This window comes from Sphingobacterium sp. UBA5670, assembly GCF_002420705.1.
In the GTDB taxonomy this organism is placed as follows: Bacteria; Bacteroidota; Bacteroidia; order Sphingobacteriales; family Sphingobacteriaceae; genus Sphingobacterium.
The window spans coordinates 380,180-400,447 of sequence record NZ_DIIM01000005.1 but is presented as its reverse complement, the minus strand read 5'-3'; the positions used below and the strand labels follow the sequence as shown (position 1 = coordinate 400,447).

Genomic DNA, 20,268 nt, shown 5'->3' with positions numbered 1-20,268 from the left:
GATATTAAATACAATAACTATGCTAATATTCGATCAAAATATGATCGTCCCAATCTTCGTTCTTCACGACCTGAAACCCCAGATTCCCATTGATAGTCTCTAACAATTTTCCCTTAAACAGTATTTGAACATTATTTCGAATCTCGCTTCCCAATTCAAATGTACGTAGAAGCTGACCTTCTTTAAAAACACGAAACTGATATTTAATAGCGGTATTGTTAAGATAATAGCCCATAAATTGATTAAAAGTAAAGCTTTGATCGGCTGCTGTAAAATGAGGAACAACAGTCAGCACACTTTCATCAACCTGATCGTTACTATGCGTCATAAAAGGATAATAATGAAATGCAGGGTGAAGCTGCTTCACCTGAATACTGTCTATCACACTTAGATCTTCACTGTCGGTAAAGCTCAACTTAACTTCGCTGTAAATCCGGTTTAAGTTGAGATCCCGCTCTATCGAACCCTTCACTTCAAAAGTGTCCCGACCAGCAAATAACTCTGCAGAATGTTCAAAAAAAGCATTCGTAGCATAAAAACGTTCAAAATCCACGTTCTCTGCCATGATCAGCGGTAGTGTCGAATTTTTAGCAATCAGACTCAGGTAATAGGTTCCATTTGGTAACTCGACATCAAAAGTTTCCTGCGAATTAAGTACTCCAGATTTAACCATCGCCTTCGATTTCGCATCGAATACATGATAATAAAACTTGCTAGGCAAAGCGGCCGGGTTGACTTGTCCGTAAATCATCAGATTATCCATCTTAAACGTGCCTGTCGTTGGACTGTAACCTACTCCCCCATCCCTGCTACCCGCAAATAATGAAATTTTTAACCAAAGTTCCTTGCTATTGCCAAGAGGAATATTTCCCAACGATGCGCTTACGGGGACTTTAGCTGAAAGCGACAGCCCCGAAGGATACTTAATCGTGTCTGAAAGCAAGGAAAAACTATTTCCCTTATCCAGAGAATAACTCAAGAGCAGTGCCCTTGGCCCTGTACTCGAACTATTGCCATCAAAGGCCCAGTCTCCCAGCGAGTGAATACCTGTTGTCGGGATTTTGACCATGATTTCTTTCACTCCTTTAAAGCTAATGGCTTTTCCCGAAGAGGGCCAACCGCCCAGAAAATCATAGTTCGTCTTTCCATTGTCATAGTCGATCACAACAGCGTCATCGAGTGCAACTTCGGGAATAGCGTTGCTGTTGTCAAAAGTCCAGTGATACAGCAGTTGATCTTCTGCAGTAGCGCCAGTTAGAGCGCCTCGTTTTGCCGTGGATGATTGTTTTTTTAGGGGAGTAACAATCGCTTCAAAATCCTTGATTTTGAATTTTACCGCATGAATTGTTTCATCGTTTTCATCGGGAAGTTTTGCGTGTTTTTTGCACGAAGGCATTGCGGCTAAAACCAGGATGAATACACATGAAAAAATACACCAAGTCGACTTGGATTTTTTCTTCATAAATATAAATGATTTATAAGTTAATTAACCGGCAGATTAAAATTAACTTATAAATCATTTCATTACAATAGCGCAACTAAAAAGTTACAATTGTTTTTTCACTTTTGCAGGTGGTCTCTTTGTCGACTTTTTGGACGTATACCTTTCTCGAAGAAGTGGCTAATTTTATAGTAAGCACGTTATTTGCTCCCGTAGGACGCACATACTCGCCATTAAATTCATCCCATTCATAGATCGGACTGCCATCTTCATTCAACCAGATGTAGTTATAACGTACATCGACTTTATCCTTTACCCTCAATTTTACCGTATTTTTCTTCTTGTCGATTTTGACCTGAATATTCTTTGGCTTTTCGATTTTATGCAATGTGTTGATGTGAACTTTTGCTTTTTCGGAGACCCGGCCATCCCAAATCCCACGGACGAGGTACACTTTTGACTCTACAATATCTTGTAGAAAAATATTACCGCCAGTCTCTTCCCAAAATCCAGTAGCGGCATCATACCAGCGATATTCAAGTCCGGCAACGGGATGCTTTATGCTAACCACCTGAGCTCCGCCGTAGCAAGTCTCTAATGTATCACCCCATGTGGTTGATGGTTTCGCCAAATCAATCGATTTGACCTGATTAAAAGTCCACACAACCGAATCCCGATGATTGACATAGGATGGATTACGCAATAAATTTGTCGTATCTTGAATCATCACCTTTAGTGTATTTGCACCAACACCTAGCATTCCCGGATCGAGATAAATGGAATCAATGTCTGTCGCAATGGTTTCACCGTTCAACAACCAGGACAATTTTAAGGTGTTCGGGGAAGGTTTTGCGAGTCTTAGCGAAAACTTCTGAACACTATCCAAAGTAAGTGTCTGGTCTAATCCAGGCTTCACCTGAATAAATGGACTTGACTTTTTCTTGATCGAAGCCACAAATTGTTCTTGACAAACAGGACAAAATGGAGCAACTAAATATTGCATTTTACAATATTCATGAGGTCTAAACCAGTTGGAAGGTGAACCTTTCCCCCCATACGAGTAAATACCGACTCCGTCTTTTCCAAGCCAGTATTTCCAGGGTACATGATCTGCATCTGCTGACTGTGAGCGGTTTGCAGACTCAATAGCATATTGATTTCCAGCCCAATATTCGTCGGCCAACTGCGCAAAGGAATGTCCAATTTCATGTACTGCGATATCGTTGCTCTTAAAATTAACCGTGGAAGTCGCCCACTTCCCTCCTGAACCACCATAAAATGGGGAATTAACCAACACAACGACCTGAGTATAATTGGGGATATTCGTTTTCAGGATCTCTTCAATACGATCATTTTTCTGAGGTACAACCAAACGGTGTAGACCTCCATTGTCAAAGCTGCTTCCAAAGATCGTATTCGGGTGAGCGACTGGAACAGCATGGTCGCGTGTAAATTTGTTGTAACGTGGCGGATATTCACTCAAATCGGTTTCCCCATGTACACAATCACCTGCTTTGCAGTCGTGCACCGCACCAGATTCTTCGGAAATCGTCCGAATAGCAAACACATTAAAAAAACTGCTGTATTGTTTGAAGGGTTCGATCGAGAAAAAATAGTTGGTAAACTGCTTAGCATCCGCGGCATAATCATCCAATTGTGTTTTGGTGTAACCATCTCCCAAAATGACCAGATTGACAATATGCTTATCCGTCCCCTGGTATTGCAGTGTATCGATCTTAAAGAGAGAACTTTGAGCCTGGGCTTGCACCAGCGATACAATTAAGGCTATAAGTACAAAAAATAGATTTTTATTCATCGGATTGGTCATCGTTAAGGTTCAAAAATAACACTTTAACATCTGCCATCTTTAAATTTTATTGACGAGTCTTTCTCCGATATTGTCAACAAAGCCATTCGATTATGACCTCCGTGGGATATACCTATCAAAAATCAACCTGATGAGGCTTCCGAAATAGCCTGGAATTACCATGTAGATTATTCCATCAAACATCTTAGTCACGCATGCGATGTTCATGCACATATTCACTGGGCGAAAGTTTAGTTATTTTTTTGAACACCCGATTAAAGTTGACAACATTGTTAAACCCTGTTTTAAAAGCGATATTAGAAACACTTTCTGAAGATTCGTCAATCAACATTTTACAGGCGCGTTCAATGCGGATTTCATTAAGAAAGGTAACATAAGTTTTTCGGGTATGTTTCTTAAAATACTTACAAAATGCATGTGGCGTCATATGCGCTACCGCAGCAATATCCTCTAGGGAAATCTTGTCTCCAAAATGTTGAAAAGTATATTGAAATATTTCGTTGATCCGCAATCCTTCGGCATCAGAGAATTTCTTCTGTGGAATACCGGTGTATAATGAAGTCCACTGATCTACTTTTTTACTTAAAAAATTAATCAGTTTCACCAACGATAGCAGGCGATCGATACCAGCACTTGCATTGATCTGTACGAATTTTTCTTTTAAAGCGACAGAGTGCTCCGCATCCAATTTCTTACTGACATTGATGTGCTCCAAGAAATATTTGACATCATCAAACTCAGGGAAATCCAAAAAGGATTTAAAATGTTCATAGTCGAAAAAAATATGGATGGCATGAATACCATCCTTTATATCCTCTCCTGTTTTGAACATATGCGGTTCGTCCGCATCAACGATGTAGATCTCGTCCTCTTCAAAACTGTGTGTAAAGTTGCCAATCATAAAGGTTCCCCGACCTTTCAAAATATAGGTCAGCTGGATTTCCTTGTGCCGGTGGTAATTACTATAGAATGAAGGCAGAATATCTTCCTGCACACAAATAGATCCTTGGTAAACAACCGGAACTGTAAATTGAACAACTTTCATCACGTATTGAACTAACAAATATTAAACAGTTAATTCAAATATAAGGTTTTTTTAAGACAATAAACGTTAATTTTTAGCAAGAAATTCCTTTACCTTCCCTAAAAACTGTGGCATAGCCGGATCTTCACCACTCAAAGATAAAATCTGTAATGTCTGTGGGTCTATCCAGAGATAGCTTGGCGTACGGTCTATTCCGAAACTGTTTTCAATTGCTGCCTGATCGTTATAGTTCAAAAAGTAACTCTGTTTTCCTAATGCAAGATCTTTACTTGTTTTCGTCCATTTGTCCAGATCCTTATCCAGCGAAAAGTAGATCACACGTACCCCTAAAGCATTCAGTTGGGATTCCTTTGTCCGTAACATTCTCATATCAGCCTTACTATTGGTATTCGATGCTTTCCAAAATGCGGCAATAAGCATTTTAGCTTTTGAAATATCCTTCAGATCTAAGGTATCCCTTTGTACATTCATTGGTGTAATCGAAGGAAATACAGGCATATTTTCATAAAAATCTTTCACCTTATCGACTTTCTCGCGAGCGAACTTGAAATAGGGATGTTTTTGTAAATCTGTATCAAACCCCTGTAATGCAGCATCGAATTTTTTATAATTCGTTTGATCCAGGGAGATGTATTTAAAAAAATAAGGTAATACCAAGGATGATCGATGGGTACTATCAAGAATAAAATCGGCATAGAGCGTGCGTGGATTAAATGCGGCATTGCCGCTTAAGCGTTGTATTTCATCCACTGCTTTTTCATAGGAACCATCCTTTCTTGCAGCCATAGAAGGTAATTGACTCTCCAGCTGTCTTACCCGTTGGCTTTTATTTGCCGTTTTATTTTTTTCCTCCTGTTCCCGCTGTTGGTAGTTCGCATTAAACTCCACAAAATCCTTGGCATTCTGAGAGGATGTTGTCAACGTAAATTTTCCATGCTCTTCTTTCAGATCGTAGTCACTGCCGCCTTCGATAACTAAAGTGTAGGGTTCCATTCCCTTTATCTGGATATCATAAAATCCGGCCATAGCCAATTCGCCTTCCAGAACAAATTGCCCGTTGGCGACCTGTGTTTTTACAAATTGCTGCAATTTATTGTCGTGGTCCACAAGGCTCACCTGAGTTCCATCCTTGGCGGTGGTTTTTCCGCTTACCTTATAGCTGAAACTCTTCAACAAGGCGGCTGTCTTTGCTGATTCTGCCTTTTGGGAACAGCTTGTTGTCCCCAAAGCTAGTACGGAGATCAAGCACAAATAGTTAACGAACTTCATAATCCCTGTATTTTCCATTTTCAAATATGCGGATCTTTCCCTTTTTACCTTTAATCTGCAATGCAGAGACCTTACCATTTTCCCATGCCATGTCTACCGTATAGTTTCCACGGGTCTTGAGCCCTTTAACCTCTCCTTTTGACCAGGCTTTAGGCAAAGCTGGCAATAGATGGATATAACCATTATGGCTCTGGATCAACATTTCGGCAATACCTGCTGCTCCGCCAAAGTTTCCGTCGATCTGAAAAGGTGGATGAGCACAGAACAAATTAGGGTAGGTACCTGCCCCGACTCCCTGATAAGTTGTTTCATTGGTAAAAGCGGGTTTAAGCAACTGCCTTAGAATTTCGAGTGCATGATCACCATCCTGTAATCTCGCCCAAAACAAAATTTTCCAGGCTCTCGACCAGCCGGTACCTTCATCGCCACGTACAGCTAAAGTCTTACGTGCAGCCTCAGCCCATTCAGGTGTCGTTTGTGGTGAGATAAATGCTGCGGGATATAGACCATATAGATGCGAGACATGTCGGTGTTTTGGTTCAACCTCCTGATAGTCTTCGAGCCATTCCATCACGCGCCCGGATGAGCTAACAACCACAGGGGGAGGAATGTTCTTTAATTTGGTTTTCAAGGAACCAACAAAACTATCTTTCGCCGCCAGGATCGAATCGGCTTGGATCAGCGCTTGGTATAACTCTCGCACGATCTGGTTATCAATGGTAGGTCCCATCACAACCGCAGCAACTTTTCCATTAGGCATTCGGAAAGCATTTTCCGGCGATACGGATGGCGAAGTGACCAACCATCCCGTTTTAGGATCCTGAACGAGTGTATGATCGTAGAACTCTGCTGCTCCTTTCAATATCGGATAAATCTCTTTGAGGTAATTTCTATCGCCAGTAAACAGGTAATGCTCCCACAGATGGTTACATAGCCATCCTGATGCTGTGCTCGCTCCCCAGGAAGCTTGCTCGCCCGGAGCAGAATAGCCCCAGACATTGGTCATCATATAGACCACCCAACCCGGTGCATTATAGTATGCTTTTGCGGTCTGTTCGCCTGTCTTTGCAATCCGCTTTATCATTTCGATAAAAGGTTGGTGATATTCGCTCAGATTGTTGACCTCTACCCCCCAATGGTTCATCTGTGCATTGATATTGAGATGATAGTCCCCATTCCAAGGTGTATTGATCTGATTAGCCCATAATCCCTGTAGGTTTGGAGGGAGCGAATTTGCATTTTTCGGCGCTGAACTTGAAATATTCAAATATCTTCCATACTGGTAATAGATCGCTGCCAAACCTGGATCTTGCGCCGGATCTTTGTAGAAATTGGCAATTCTTTCATTAGTCGGAATAGCGGCCTTTGCCACATTGCCAAATAGATTAAGATTTACGCGATTGAAGATCTTTTGGTATGCAGCGAGATGGTTCCGATATACTTTCTGCTCATCAGCGGTTTTTGCTGCAGCAACTGCAGCTTTCACCACCGGCAATGGATCCTTTCCATAATAAGAAGTACTGGCTGAAAAATAGATCGAAAGATCGCCTTTTGCAGACACTTCTAGGGTTTGATCTTTCTTACTGATCTGCAAATTCTTGCCTTTAACTTGAATTAATCCAACGAACTTGAGGTTTTTGCCACCTTTTCCATCAGCCAATGATCCTTCTATCAGAATTCCATCATTTAAGAGTGTATAACGGTCAATATTTTCTTTTCGCTGGAACGATAAATCAAGCGTTTGCAAGGCATCCTTATTTTGGTTCAATTGGATAACACCTACATTTTTGTCAAAAGAAGTATAATAGCGGCGTTGGATTTGCTGTCCATTGATCCTGAATGAGGTCTGTGCAGAAGCTGTAGCCAGGTCCAAGGAACGTCTATAATCTTCGATCGTTCCAACAGGCAATTTATAATCCAGTAAAAGGTCACCGAACAGCTGATAACAGCCATAGGGAACAGATGCTCCGTTACCAAAACCAGACCCCTTGCCTTTGGTCACAAAAGTTTCATTGACCAGCTTTTCGGCTTCATCATTTTTACCTGCCTTAAGCAGCGCCTGAATTGCTTCAACATTTTTATAGGCCTCATAATTATTGGGATCTTCGGGACTACCGGACCACATACTGATCTCGTTGAGTACAATTTTTTCCTGACGGGGATTTCCATCTGGCATCATCCCGATAAGTCCATTACCCAGTGGCAACGTTTCTTCCCAGACTTTAGCGGGTTTATTGTACCAAAGTAAAAGCGAGTTTTGCTGGGCAAAAAGCATTGTGGTATGACAGAGGCACACCACAATGAATATTAGAAATCTATTTACCATACAATTCAAATTCTGCAATCGCTAATTCATTGCCATCAATAAATTGTTTTGGTTCGAATTTGATAAACTTGGTGGTATTTGCTGTATCAAAAAATACCTGTTGCAATATTGGATTTGCCTTAATATTGGAGAACTCTCCTTCTTTGGCAAGGGACCATGTTTTGCCGTCGGCACTTGTTGAAATCTTATAATGTGTTGGCGTACCTACCGTCTTTCCATCCTGACGAGGAAGGAAGCCGATACCAGAAACAGGTTTGTCGGTAGCGACAATAATTACTCCCTGATCGCCTACGGTAGCAAAAGTAGCTGGTTTCCCATCGGATAAATAAACATTATTATTGGATCTTCCTGTCGAAATCTTAAATCCAGTCAGCTTTTTCACTTCTTTGGTATTGAATGCAAAAGGCTCGTTATATTCCTTAAACAAACCAAAATCGCTGAGCGTAATCGCTACAGGGGCATAGACATGCAGACGTAATCGACTTGCAGTTTGAGGTTGTGCAAGTTTAATAAGGCGGTTTGCACCGATACTTGTTGCTTTGGCCAAAGGCTTCCAGCTGTTATTTTCCCAACGTTCAATGGAGACACTATCAATCCGCTGTCCTAATTTAATATTCTCCCTCAATTGAATAAGGTCGAACTTAGCTGGGGACTTTAATTTTATTTCTAGTGTAGCCGATGTTTTGGAATCGTCTGTTGCCCAATAGCTGTAACGGTCGTTGTCGGTAATAAGCGAGGTACCATAGGTTTTGGAATCGCCATTACGCGTATTGGATGCTGTAATAGTTGCTCCCTTAGCCAGGTTTGTACGGAAAGTTTCCTTTACTTTTTTTCCAAAGGCCTCCAACGATTTCACATCGTTTTCATGCAAAGTACCTGAAGGCATCGGTGCCAAGCCTAGATTCATACAAGCTCCTCTACCGACAGATTTTAGATAAATTTCAAAGAGCTGATCTGGTGTCTTTACACGGCTATTTTGCTCCTCATGGTAAAACCATCCTGGACGCTGTGGCACATCACATTCAGCAGGTATCCAATATTTACCATTTCGGTCACCTGTTTCGGCATTGTGGGACTCTGTGGCTCCGGGTACAGCAACTTTTCCATTTAAACCGATCGGGGTAAATGTTGCCCATGATGTTTCAGCTGCAAATCCTTTTTCGTTGCCCACCCAACGCATATCCGGACCGATATCTGAAAAAATCACCGCTTCAGGCTGTAGTTTACGCACGATTGGCCATGTTTTCTCGTGCCATTCATAATAGGTTGTACGGTCTATAATACGTTTTCCTTCATGTCCACCGTAAAAGCCATCACCACCATTTGCGCCATCATGCCAAGACGTAAACAAAGGACCATAGTTGCTCATCAATTCGGTCAGTTGCTGCCTGTAGGCTTCAGCATAAGCCGGCGTACCGTAACGCTCATCGTGACGATCCCAAGCAGAAAGATATACACCAAATTTCATCCCATTGCGATGGGTCGCTTGCATAAAATCTTTGACCATATCTCCCTTTCCATTTTCCCAGGGTGACGAAGCGATACTGTAAGAGGTTGTCTTGGTCGGCCATAAACAAAATCCATCATGGTGTTTTGCGACGCTTATTAAACCTCTGAAACCACCAGCGGCGGCGGCTTTCGCAATCTGATTTGCATCAAACGCCGAAGGGTTAAACAAAGAGGGCTGTGCATCACCATAACCCCATTCCTTATTTTGGAAAGTTGTCGGCGTATAATGGATCAAACAATACGTTTCCATCTCCTGCCACTTTAATTGACGCTCGGTCGGCAAAGCCCCATAAGCTTTTAAAGTATCTGATTTGGCTACAGGCCCGCTGGAAAGTAAAATGGAGGATAACAAGATTGTCAACATAGTCTTTATTTATGTTCTAGAAAATTAGGTTGTAAAGTTCTAAGATAAGAAGTTTTATAAAATGCTGTATGTAACATTTGCGTACTTTAGTAGCCGAAGCTCAGTTTAGTTATACTATATTCTACCACCAAATCGTATTTTTAGATCAGATCAATCGATTGTTTAAAATAAGTAAGCTTATTTATTCATTGTGCTATTTTTTGACAAGAATTTAGCCTATCCTGTACAGTCATAACCGTTTTTTAGCTACTATTCATTTTTTAATGCTAAAGAAAAGCAATCATTCGGTCGATTGGCGAGTTATACTGTGTCTTAAAATCTACATTTTCTGCTATAATTTCTTGAAAGATCAGATTCTTCGCTTTATAGCCAAACAAAAATTACCAATTCATTATTAATAGAGGATAAAGTAGTTAACGGCATGCGCGCAGGTGTTCGATTGGGCTATACTTAGGATTGGCATGATAATTATAAATATAGGACAGAAAAAGATATGTTTTTCTGAAAGTGTCTAACTTTATTGATTCGTATTTTTCATTAAGGCATCAACGAGCTCACTACGCGCGGTTATCGGCCAGAAAGAACCTTCAGGTTACTTTCCCGGTTGTTGATGCTGACGAAATAATGAAGGTTTTATGTTATTAAAAATTATTATGAGAGGAAATTTAATGATTTTAGCTGTTGCATTGGCGTTTTCAACAATCGCATGTAACACAACTGGAAAAAAAGCTGAGGCAACAGGTACGGGCGACACGGCTACTACCGTTCAAAAACCGAGCACAGTGGACAATGCATCATTGGAAGGCACTTGGGAACTTAAATCCCTGACCACAGCAGAAACTGCAGGAAAACAATTTAAGGATTTATTTAAGGACAAAATCCCAACCTTGACTTTCAACAGCAAAGAGCACAAAGTAGATGGCAACAACGGTTGTAATGGTATTGGTGGAACTTACGAAAGCGAAAAAGGCAATTCGATCAAAATTGGAGACAAATTGGTTTCAACGATGATGCACTGTGAAAATGCCGCTTACAACGAATTTATGAATGGTTTAAAGTCTACAACAAGCTTCGATGTGCGAGATAACGAGTTAACGTTCATCTCCGGTGACATCGTTGTGATGCAGTTCGTTAAAAAATAAGTTAATCTAACGATAAAGAAAGGCCGGTACATATACCGGTTTTTTTTGTTTCATGAAAATCGATCTATTTGTATTAATCAGCCAGGAATTATATTCCGTAATCAAATCCGTCTACAAGACAATGAAATAACATTGTAAATTTCACAAAATTCAGTGATTTCCTTAACTAAAAATGTGAATATAAAAATTTCATCTCGTACCTTTACACATCATGAAACAAGATCAATCTAAAATCATACGTGAACAGGTCGATCGTTCAGCACTTCGCGAACATTCGACTCCTTTATACCTTACATCAAGTTTTATCTTCGACAGCGCTGAACAAGGTCGGGCGGTCTTTGCTGGCGAAGAGGATGCGATGATTTATTCCCGCTATGCCAATCCAAATACTTCAGAATTCATCAACAAAGTTTGTATTCTTGAAGGTGCAGAAGCAGGATTGTCTTTTGCATCAGGAATGGCGGCTGTATTTGCCTCCTTTGCAGGAATTATCGAAAGTGGAGACCATATCGTTTCTTCACGTGCAATATTCGGTTCCACACATCAGTTATTTACGGAACTTTTCCCACGTTGGGGTGTGACCACAACTTACGTAGACGCAGCTAATCCGGAAGAATGGGAAAAAGCAATCCAACCGAATACGAAAATCATCTTTTTAGAATCGCCATCCAACCCAGGTCTGGAACTGGTTGATTTGGAATGGTTGGGTAAATTTAAGGAGAAATATCCCCACATCATTCTGTCGATCGACAACTGCTTTGCTACGCCTTATCTTCAGAAACCGATTCAATATGGATTTGACCTGGTTATCCATTCGGCAACAAAGTATATGGATGGACAAGGTCGTGTCTTAGGTGGAATTGTGGTTGGAAAACAAGAACTAATCGACAAGTTGATGTTCTTCATCCGGCATACAGGTCCAGCGCTATCCCCGTTCAATGCCTGGATCATATCAAAAAGTTTAGACACGTTGGGCATTCGTATGGACCGCCATTGTTCTAACGCTTTGGCTTTGGCCGAGGCCTTGGAAAATCATCCGGAAATTGAAGATGTTAAATATCCATTTCTTCCAAGCCATCCACAATATGAGCTGGCCAAAAAACAAATGAAAGCTGGTGGCGGTATTGTAACCTTTGTTGTCAAAGGCGGTTTTGAGCGCGCAAAAGCCTTTGTAGATCATTTGGAAATGATTTTATATACCTCTAATCTAGGAGATTCAAGATCAATCGCAACGCATCCAGCCTCCACCACACACTCAAAATTGTCGGAAGATGAACGCTTAAACTTAGGCATCAAACCGGGAAGTATCCGCCTGTCTGTGGGTCTGGAAGATCAACAAGATATCATAAACGATATCTTACAGGCTTTAGAGAAAACAAAACAATAACAAGAAGTATATTAATGAAAAAAGCCCTTGCAAAAGCAAAGGCTTTTTTTATTCCTCACATCCCTCTTAATTCAAAGACGCTATAGCTGCAGCATAATTTGGCTCATCAGCAATTTCTGCTACCTGTTCTTCGTACAATACTTTTCCATTTTCATCCAATGTGATAACAACGCGGCTTAACAAACCTGCCAAAGGTCCATCGGCGATAGCCAATTGATAAGCATCCGAAAAGTTTGAATCTTTATACTCTGATAATGTCACTACATTATTTAAACCTTCTGCTGCACAGAAGCGACCTTGTGCAAAAGGCAGATCTTTTGATATACATAACACAACTGTATTATCCAACTGAGAAGCTTCTTTATTAAACGCACGTACGGAAGCGGCACAAGTTCCGGTATCTACACTAGGAAAAATATTTAATACAATTTTTTTTCCTTTGAAGTCTGCTAGAGATTTATCGGAAAGATCGCCTGCAGTTAATTTAAAATCAGGAGCTTGTTCGCCAACTTGTGGTAAACTGCCTTTCGTGTTTACTGGATTGCCTTTAAAAGTGATTGTAGCCATATAATATGATTGTTTAATTTTTAGTATCCTTGCACTTAAAGGTACGAGCAAAAAAAATATTACACAACATTTATTAATTTTAGTCAAACATTTATTATGTTAGCATTGTATTTGATAGAGGAATGTTAACCAAACAATAAACACTAGTATGAAGAAACTACTATTCTCAATACTTTGTGCAAGTCCGTCACTCCTATTTGCACAAGGATCTCAAGTGAATCTACAAAGTCCCAAGGCTGTGGGAATGGGAGGAGCAGGCTCTGCTTACTTTTTAGATGAATCCTCCATTTTCTACAGTCCGGGTGCCTTAGCGAAAATGGACCATAATGCCATTTCAGTTGCTGGGAATGCCGTCATGTACAAATCTGCATTTCAAGAGGTTGGGAGTACAGTTGTTTATCATACTAGAAATCAGATTTCAACTCCTTTTTCCTTATTTGCCGCATTCGGCCCTAAAAACTCCTGGTGGAAAGCTGGTATCGGGGTTTACACACCTTATGGTGGAGCCGTCGATTGGGGAAAAGATTGGGTAGGCAAATTTAGTTTGGTTAGCCTTTCGCTGCGTGCTATTTATATTCAGCCTACATTAAGTTTCAAACTGACTGAAAACTTTAGTGTTGGGGGTGGTTTTGTCTACAACATTGGTACTGTTGATTTAGAAAATTCTGTACCGGTATTCTATCCGGATGGTCATGCCGGACTCGCAACCTTAAAGGGAACGGGAACGGGAACAGGTTACAACGTAGGTATCCATTATAACCTAGAAGACGAATTTGCGATATCGGTAAGTTACCGTTCCAAAGTAGTCACCAAACTTAAAAATGGTGATGCAACTTTTGACGTACCTGAATCGGTGGCGAGCAATTTTCCTGCGGGCAACAAGTTCAGTGCTGAGTTACCGTTGCCCTCCACATTTGCCGCGGGCATCGCCTTCCCTATTTCAGAGAAATTGAAGATGGCTCTTGATGCAACACTTATTAACTACGACATCTATAAAGCCCTAGATTTTGATTACAAAGAAAACACGCCCGTATTGCAAGATACACATTCACCAAAAAAATACGATAAAGCAGGATCTATTAAAGCAGGATTGGAATATATTGCTTCAGACTGCCTACAATTACGTATAGGTGGCGGTGTAATCGCAACACCAGTGCAACAGAGCGCTTATGTCTATCCCGAGACACCAGACAACACGAGATACTTGATATCGGGAGGTTTCACCATAAAACCATCACCAAAATTTGACGTCACAGGCTCCTTTGCGTACCAACGCATTGTGGCTCGCCAGTCCACCAATGTGGAGAGCCAACTTTCGGGTACCTATGCGACAAATATTTTTGCCCCTGGTATTGGTGTAAGCTATAAGTGGTAAGTAACAGCCAAATTTGACTAAGATGAAAAAAAACAAACTCTATATAGCTGCGGCATTAGCGCTTTTGGCTATCGCCTCATGCAAACCTTCGTTGGATGAATATACGCCCTCGGCGGGATCGCTTAATTTTTCAAAATATGTTGCCATCGGAAATTCATTAACGGCAGGTTATGCCGATGGAGGACTTTACTTGGAGGGCCAAGAGGTAGCCTATCCAAATTTAATTGCTGAACAGTTAAAACAAGTCGGTGGCGGTGAGTTCAAATCGCCATTTTTCAGTGAAGATCAAGCCAATGGTTCTGGGTATATTACGCTTACAGCACTGGTCAATGGACAGCCTGTAACTGCACAAGTAACAGATAAATTGGCCTACCGCTCAGCTTCACCAAAATTGTTGACAAAATATACCGACCCGATCAACAACCTTGGTGTACCGGGAATGCGGATGGATATGGCCTTTGCTGCTGGTGTGGGCTCTCAAGCGGGAAACATGTATTTCGAGCGCTTACTACCTGACGCGGATGCGATGAAAACATATTTTGCGTATTCGACCACACAAAACCATACTTTCTTTAGTTTTGCTTTAGGCAATAACGATGCTTTAGGTTGGGCTACAAACGGTGGTGTAGAAGATGGACCAACATCAACATTGACCTCTACAGCGCTTTTTACGACTTTATTGGGCAACTATGTAACGACATTAACCGCAGGAGGTCAAAAAGGGGTACTGGCAACAATTCCCGATGTAACGGCAACACCTTATTTTACAACTGTTACACGGGCAGCTTTATTGGCAGCGGTGAATGCAACAAACCCGCCAACTCCGGTAACTAATATTTATATCGCCACTAAATCGGGTCCCCGTGCGGCTACGGATCAAGATTATTTTGTACTTCCTTTCTCCTCTATGGGATTATTAGGAAAACCAAATGAAGCGCAAATTCCTTATGGCTTACATCCATTGAACCCTGTGGAAGACAAATATGTATTGGATGTGAGCGAAACAGCAACAGTCGTGCAACGCATCAATGAATATAATGCAGCTATCAAGGCTGCCGCAGATTCAAAAGGCCTGGCTTTAGCTGACGTACATGGATTCCTGAACAATGTAAAAGGTGGTGTCCGTATCAATGGATTAGCCGTTAGTGCAAAATACATTACTGGAAATGCATTCTCGCTGGATGGAATACACCTTACACCAATTGGAAATGCATTGATGGCCAATATCTTTATCAGTGCCATCAATTCTAAATATGGTTCAAAAATTCCACAAGTTGACGTAGCGAAATATCGCGGTGTTAAACTGCCTGATACCGTCACAAAATAAGAAGTGACCAACATACTGACAAAAGGCAGACGAATAATCGTCTGCCTTTTTTGTATATTTGTGTTGCGCAGATTTCAATTAGATCTGTTGTTACCAACGATGGGCTATTCGCTAAACTTGGTGTGCAAAAAATGAATTAAATATTTTAAGATGAAAATCAAATTAGACCGTGTTAACCAAGCTGTGCATTTCGAAGCCAGCAGTGAATTATCTCCTGTCAAAGTCAACATCGATGGTTCGGAAGCCATCGGCGGTGAAGGAAAAGGCGTTCGTCCAATGGAATTGGTTTTAATGGCACTGGGTTCTTGTAGCGTATTCGATCTCCATAGCATACTGGTAAAGCAACGCCAGCAAATTGATGATATCCAGGTCGAAGTGGAAGGTAAACGCCGAGAAGAAATTCCACAGGTATTTACAGATATCCACATCAATTTCTTTTTAAAAGGTGAAATTGACGAGGTAAAAGCAGCTAAAGCAGCTGAATTAGCCGTTAAAAAATATTGCTCAGTACATGATATGCTTGCCGCTGGCGGTATCAATATCACGTATTCTTTGAAAATAAACTAAGAAAATACTTTTCTAGCGATCTAATAACCCTCCACATAGGATGTGAAGGGTTATTGACTTTAATCGGGACTATATTTGTTCTCTTTATCGATGTATTATACATATAGGTAAGAGAATTTGAAGGATTTAACTTGCAACGGTTAACTAATTTACAAACGATCCTGTTCTTCTGTTCTATTGGGCTGATTGCTGCTCTTGACTTTCTGATTGCCAAAATGATACCGCAGCGTCAGATTCACCTTTCTGGTATCACGGTAATCTTTATAAAAGTTATTCTGATCACCGTACTTGGATGATATAGTCATTTTTTCTGTTTTAAAGATATCCATGAAAGAGAGATTCACCTCAAATTTCTTTTTGAAAAATTTCCGATTTGTCATCACATAGGTACTTGAATATCCCGTAATTTTAAATGGCCCTTGTATCGTCGGAGATGTGAATGTATTACCCAATTCAAGATTCCAGCCGGCATCCTTATTCAACACATAGTTGGTACTTACATTTCCGTTGCCAATATATACATCATTCTTGTGCAATACTTCATCAGTACCGATGAAGTAATTCTCGTTATACATTCCCTCCAGTTGCAGATTCAATCCCCAGCGGCCTGTTAGCTGAAAACTCTTTCCTAAGTCTATCCCCGCCCCTTGTCCTTTCTTGATATTGGTATATTGGAAAATTAGCTGGTGATTGTTGTTATCTTGAAGGGAAATTTCCATATTGGGCCACTTCTCAAATCGGTAGAATAGGTCAATATTCCAGTTGTTTTTGGTCCAGGTCAGATTCAGATTATGAACGATTGTAGCCCTTAAACGCGGATCACCCTGAAAATAGGAAAAACGATTATAGTAGGATTTAGCCGGATTGAGCCAGGAGTATGCCGGGCGACTAATACGTTTTCCATAAGAAAAACCGAACTGCTGATCGTCAGTCAAGGCATATTGCATGTAAAATGTAGGGAAGAGCACAAAGTAATCACGCTTATTGATATCAGCCGGTTCGGATACAATACCTTTCAAATCGGTATATTCTCCCCTTAAGCCTGCTTTCCAGCTCCATTTCTTCCAGGCATAGTCAAGGGAAGTATACAACGCTATATTCCGTTCTTTGTAATCAAATACGCTGCTCTTTTCGGGCCGATGCTGAAGAGTACCGGATTCGTCATCAGAGAAGGCAAGGGTACTCGTCGTTTTCACATCGCTAAATTTCCCACCGAACTCTATTCCGAGGCCCTTTATTTTCCCTGTAAAATCTAACTGTGAAGAAAAAAGTTGGTTTTTATTTCCATTGTTACTGATAAATCGGGTATCTGTCGGTTCTTCTCCCTTAAATCTCAGGGCTGTCAAAACATCCTGGTCATTGGTAGAATGGTTATCTGTAAAATAGGATGACCAGTTTATGCTCCATTTGGGATTAAGTTTTTTTGTCACTTGTAAATAGAGGTTATTTGTCTTTGACGACCGCTCGTGATCATTCGTTGTCAGATAACTCGATTCCTGGACATGGTTTTTATCGTAAATCACGGTTGGCACCTCGTAGATACCATAAGTTTTAGGCCCATAATATCCATTTAATCCGGCGTTGACAGTCCAGGTTGTATCGGGAGTATATTCCATGGAAAATACATAACTATGCTGACAATTATTGGTATCAAATCTATCCATCACGCCCTCCCATGAAGTTTGCTCGTTGGGATAATAGACATAATTCGTTTCATAGCGTGCGTAGGTTCCCCTTCCAAAATTATAGGTACCACGCAGGTTAAATTTTTCACTTTTATAATATTGGGTCAGCCCAAACAGCTGTTTCCAGGTGCTACTCTTTTCGGCCAGCGCAACCACCGTTCCTCGATATCCATATAGGTTAGATCTGGAAAGTTTAATATTAATAATTGTACTTCCCTCCGCTTCATATTTTGCTGGGGGATTGGTAATGACCTCTATAGATTGAACATCGCTGCCTGATGTATTCTCCAAATAGGTTTTCAGTTCATCGCCGCTAAGCATGATTTTTCGTTCATTGATAAGGACGACAATCTTTTTACTCCCGCGGACCATTAAATCTGAACCATTTGCCATAACCAATGGCGTACGTTTCAAAATGTCCCAACTGTTGAGTGCTGAAAGGTTTGAATTTTGAACATTGAATTCCAGACGGTCTAATTTGCGGACCAATCGGGGTGGCCGACCTATTACCTGCGCCTCTTCGAGCATCTTTGCCTCGGACACAAGTTCAAATACTAAGGGACGAGAAATGGTATCGCTGTTAAAAAAATACTCCTGTGGCCTAAAGTTCAGATAAGTCGTTCTCACGTAATATCCGTTATGAGGATCTAAAGAAAGAATAAACTTTCCACCATGATCTGTCTTCACCTCACGTATCTCTTGGTAACTACTATCCAAGAGCATAACGGTCGCTCCCGCTAATGCAACTTTGTTTGTATCCTGTACTCGCCCCTCGATTTGTTTGGTCTGTGCTAAAAGCGACAAAGGAAAAGCCAGAAAAAATAAGATCAATTTCATCTCTAAGATAATTAATTTTTAACACTGCACGGCATATCGCGATCATCGTGCCTGTCAGATGTACTTTTTTGCCGATATGAATGTATATCGCCATCCGTGTCTGGCTATCGCAGCTATTCCACATGAACTATTTAATGTTCCAAAGGTGTTCATCATTGCGGCAAATGATGGTTAATAAAGGGTTAATACAGAGTTAAGGTATATTATCTTGGTCCCCAGCAGTTATATTTGTGTATGGAATTGAAGCCCAAAAATTATATCGTTCTCTTTACGTTGTTTTTTGCCGTACTTATCGGCATACAGGGTTATCAATTGTACAATACCTATCAACTCAAACAGCGTGATATTTTTGCCACCGTGAAAAATAAGCTAAGTAAGCTTCACGATAATGACAAGCTTTTTGATGATGATTTAATGAGTAAGGACATTGCCAGAGACTATTATATCAAATTGGTTAAAAAAGAGATAACGGCGGAAGAACTGAAAGGACTTTACAGTGCGAATGCACATAAAACATCCCAGAAACTAACGCAATATGTCAACAGTCTATTTCAGCCACTTGGAATGAATGTCATCCTGAAAAAGGAAATTTTGGGCATCTATTTTAAGAGCTTAGAAAAACAGATCGCAGAGGGCCCCATTACCGTCTACACAACGCTTGGAACTTTTCGGCAGCCCGTTGAACTTTCCTCAAGCGAGTGGATAACAGAAAAAACAGAAACACAGAAAATCGAAAACAGCATCCAAAGCAAAGAAGTCTTATACACTTTTTTTGTACATAGGAAGACATCCTTTGAGGTGACGAATCTGAATTGGATATTATTCAAAGAACTCACTTCGCTTCTGTTGAGCACGCTTTTTATTCTGGTCGCTTTTCTTTGGCTTTTTTATGGAACCATTCAGAATCTCAGAAAACAGCAAAAGCAGATCAGCGTGCTACACGATGTCGTTGACAATATTTCACATGAGCTAAAAACGCCCATCGCGACCTTGAAGATTGCAGCTAAAACACTTCGAAAATCAACAGACGAAAATATCATAACGGTCATTGAACGTCAGGTAAACCGTCTCGAACAAACCCTCAATCCACTAAACGAAAACCTTCAAACAACTGATCAGCGTCTTATTACCAGCACGGAACTACAAGCTATTTTCGAAGACTTTAAGTTGACCAATCCGACCACCGCATTTCAAATCGGCCCTTGCCCCGAGAACAAATTGTGCCTGAACCCCAATGATGCAACAACATTATTTCAGAACCTGATGAGCAACGCCGTAAAACATGGTGCAACTTGGCTTAATATTCATTTCGAGGAACAGAAAAACAAACTTTCTATTTACATACAAGACAATGGTGATGGCATGGAAGAGCTAGAACTACCTTATATTTTTGACAAGTTTTACCGCATCCAAAAAAACAATGTTCATGATACCAAAGGCTTGGGAATCGGACTTTTCCTTGTTAAAAAAATCGTGAATCGTTATCAGGGACAGCTTACAGTGACCAGTAAGCTTGGTGTGGGGACTACGTTTAAAATTCAATTGCCGCTCGTTGCTATTCCGTCATGAGGTATTGTAATATCAGCAAGAGAAATGAGC

General features: G+C 40.8%; 14 protein-coding genes. 6 read left to right on the top strand and 8 right to left on the bottom strand.

Annotated features, from left to right (window positions below):
* Positions 1-22: 22 nt before the first annotated feature.
* The 6 genes from B3C94_RS07160 to B3C94_RS07135 form a co-directional block, all read right to left on the bottom strand.
* Positions 23-1,462 carry a hypothetical protein gene (locus B3C94_RS07160; RefSeq protein ID WP_293901159.1) on the bottom strand — a complete coding sequence of 480 codons (1,440 nt, stop codon included), beginning with the start codon at positions 1,460-1,462 and terminating at the stop codon, positions 23-25.
* Positions 1,463-1,538: 76 nt separating this feature from the next.
* Entirely contained in the window at positions 1,539-3,257 is a 1,719-nt protein-coding gene (locus B3C94_RS07155) for a M64 family metallopeptidase (RefSeq protein WP_293901156.1), read from the bottom strand.
* Positions 3,258-3,453: 196 nt separating this feature from the next.
* Positions 3,454-4,314 carry a helix-turn-helix domain-containing protein gene (locus B3C94_RS07150; RefSeq protein ID WP_293901153.1) on the bottom strand — a complete coding sequence of 287 codons (861 nt, stop codon included), beginning with the start codon at positions 4,312-4,314 and terminating at the stop codon, positions 3,454-3,456.
* A gap of 66 nt (positions 4,315-4,380) precedes the next feature.
* Positions 4,381-5,583, bottom strand: a complete 1,203-nt coding sequence (locus B3C94_RS07145) for a DUF4369 domain-containing protein (protein ID WP_293901150.1) — start codon at positions 5,581-5,583, stop codon at positions 4,381-4,383.
* Positions 5,570-7,909: a glycoside hydrolase family 95 protein gene (locus B3C94_RS07140; protein ID WP_293901147.1), complete on the bottom strand. Its 2,340-nt coding sequence runs from the start codon at positions 7,907-7,909 to the stop codon at positions 5,570-5,572. The genes B3C94_RS07145 and B3C94_RS07140 overlap by 14 nt, the downstream gene beginning before the upstream one ends.
* Positions 7,899-9,782 (bottom strand): alpha-L-fucosidase, encoded by a 1,884-nt coding sequence (locus tag B3C94_RS07135; protein WP_293901144.1) that lies wholly within the window; start codon positions 9,780-9,782, stop codon positions 7,899-7,901. The genes B3C94_RS07140 and B3C94_RS07135 overlap by 11 nt, the downstream gene beginning before the upstream one ends.
* Positions 9,783-10,435: 653 nt before the next feature.
* Here B3C94_RS07135 and B3C94_RS07130 point away from each other — a divergent pair.
* On the top strand, positions 10,436-10,924 hold the full coding sequence (locus tag B3C94_RS07130; RefSeq protein WP_293901141.1) for an META domain-containing protein: 489 nt from the start codon (positions 10,436-10,438) through the stop codon (positions 10,922-10,924).
* A gap of 211 nt (positions 10,925-11,135) precedes the next feature.
* Complete coding sequence (locus tag B3C94_RS07125) at positions 11,136-12,311, top strand: trans-sulfuration enzyme family protein (protein ID WP_293901138.1); 1,176 nt, start codon at positions 11,136-11,138, stop codon at positions 12,309-12,311.
* A gap of 66 nt (positions 12,312-12,377) precedes the next feature.
* Here B3C94_RS07125 and tpx read toward each other — a convergent pair whose 3' ends face one another.
* Positions 12,378-12,965, bottom strand: a complete 588-nt coding sequence (gene tpx, locus B3C94_RS07120) for a thiol peroxidase (RefSeq protein ID WP_293901135.1) — start codon at positions 12,963-12,965, stop codon at positions 12,378-12,380.
* Positions 12,966-13,026: 61 nt separating this feature from the next.
* Here tpx and B3C94_RS07115 point away from each other — a divergent pair, with 61 nt between their 5' ends.
* The 3 genes from B3C94_RS07115 (at position 13,027) to B3C94_RS07105 (ending at position 16,147) form a co-directional block, all read left to right on the top strand.
* Positions 13,027-14,253, top strand: coding sequence for an OmpP1/FadL family transporter (locus B3C94_RS07115; RefSeq protein ID WP_293901132.1), 1,227 nt, complete (start codon positions 13,027-13,029; stop codon positions 14,251-14,253).
* 22 nt (positions 14,254-14,275) lie between these two features.
* Positions 14,276-15,580 (top strand): SGNH/GDSL hydrolase family protein, encoded by a 1,305-nt coding sequence (locus B3C94_RS07110; protein ID WP_293901129.1) that lies wholly within the window; start codon positions 14,276-14,278, stop codon positions 15,578-15,580.
* 150 nt (positions 15,581-15,730) lie between these two features.
* Positions 15,731-16,147, top strand: a complete 417-nt coding sequence (locus B3C94_RS07105; RefSeq protein ID WP_293901126.1) for an OsmC family protein — start codon at positions 15,731-15,733, stop codon at positions 16,145-16,147.
* A gap of 149 nt (positions 16,148-16,296) precedes the next feature.
* On the opposite strand, the gene B3C94_RS07100 is transcribed toward B3C94_RS07105, so the two are convergent.
* Positions 16,297-18,669, bottom strand: coding sequence for an outer membrane beta-barrel family protein (locus B3C94_RS07100; RefSeq protein ID WP_293901123.1), 2,373 nt, complete (start codon positions 18,667-18,669; stop codon positions 16,297-16,299).
* 234 nt (positions 18,670-18,903) lie between these two features.
* On the opposite strand from B3C94_RS07100, the gene B3C94_RS07095 reads away from it, so the two are divergent.
* Positions 18,904-20,238: a sensor histidine kinase gene (locus B3C94_RS07095; RefSeq protein ID WP_293901120.1), complete on the top strand. Its 1,335-nt coding sequence runs from the start codon at positions 18,904-18,906 to the stop codon at positions 20,236-20,238.
* The last annotated feature ends 30 nt before the right edge of the window (positions 20,239-20,268 follow it).

Coding starts and splice junctions, on each gene's coding strand:
- B3C94_RS07160 (WP_293901159.1), bottom strand. CDS start 1,462: ATGAAGAAAAAATCCAAGTCGACTTGGTGTATTTTTTCATGTGTATTC.
- B3C94_RS07155 (WP_293901156.1), bottom strand. CDS start 3,257: ATGAATAAAAATCTATTTTTTGTACTTATAGCCTTAATTGTATCGCTG.
- B3C94_RS07150 (WP_293901153.1), bottom strand. CDS start 4,314: ATGAAAGTTGTTCAATTTACAGTTCCGGTTGTTTACCAAGGATCTATT.
- B3C94_RS07145 (WP_293901150.1), bottom strand. CDS start 5,583: ATGAAGTTCGTTAACTATTTGTGCTTGATCTCCGTACTAGCTTTGGGG.
- B3C94_RS07140 (WP_293901147.1), bottom strand. CDS start 7,909: ATGGTAAATAGATTTCTAATATTCATTGTGGTGTGCCTCTGTCATACC.
- B3C94_RS07135 (WP_293901144.1), bottom strand. CDS start 9,782: ATGTTGACAATCTTGTTATCCTCCATTTTACTTTCCAGCGGGCCTGTA.
- B3C94_RS07130 (WP_293901141.1), top strand. CDS start 10,436: ATGAGAGGAAATTTAATGATTTTAGCTGTTGCATTGGCGTTTTCAACA.
- B3C94_RS07125 (WP_293901138.1), top strand. CDS start 11,136: ATGAAACAAGATCAATCTAAAATCATACGTGAACAGGTCGATCGTTCA.
- B3C94_RS07115 (WP_293901132.1), top strand. CDS start 13,027: ATGAAGAAACTACTATTCTCAATACTTTGTGCAAGTCCGTCACTCCTA.
- B3C94_RS07110 (WP_293901129.1), top strand. CDS start 14,276: ATGAAAAAAAACAAACTCTATATAGCTGCGGCATTAGCGCTTTTGGCT.
- B3C94_RS07105 (WP_293901126.1), top strand. CDS start 15,731: ATGAAAATCAAATTAGACCGTGTTAACCAAGCTGTGCATTTCGAAGCC.
- B3C94_RS07100 (WP_293901123.1), bottom strand. CDS start 18,669: ATGAAATTGATCTTATTTTTTCTGGCTTTTCCTTTGTCGCTTTTAGCA.
- B3C94_RS07095 (WP_293901120.1), top strand. CDS start 18,904: ATGGAATTGAAGCCCAAAAATTATATCGTTCTCTTTACGTTGTTTTTT.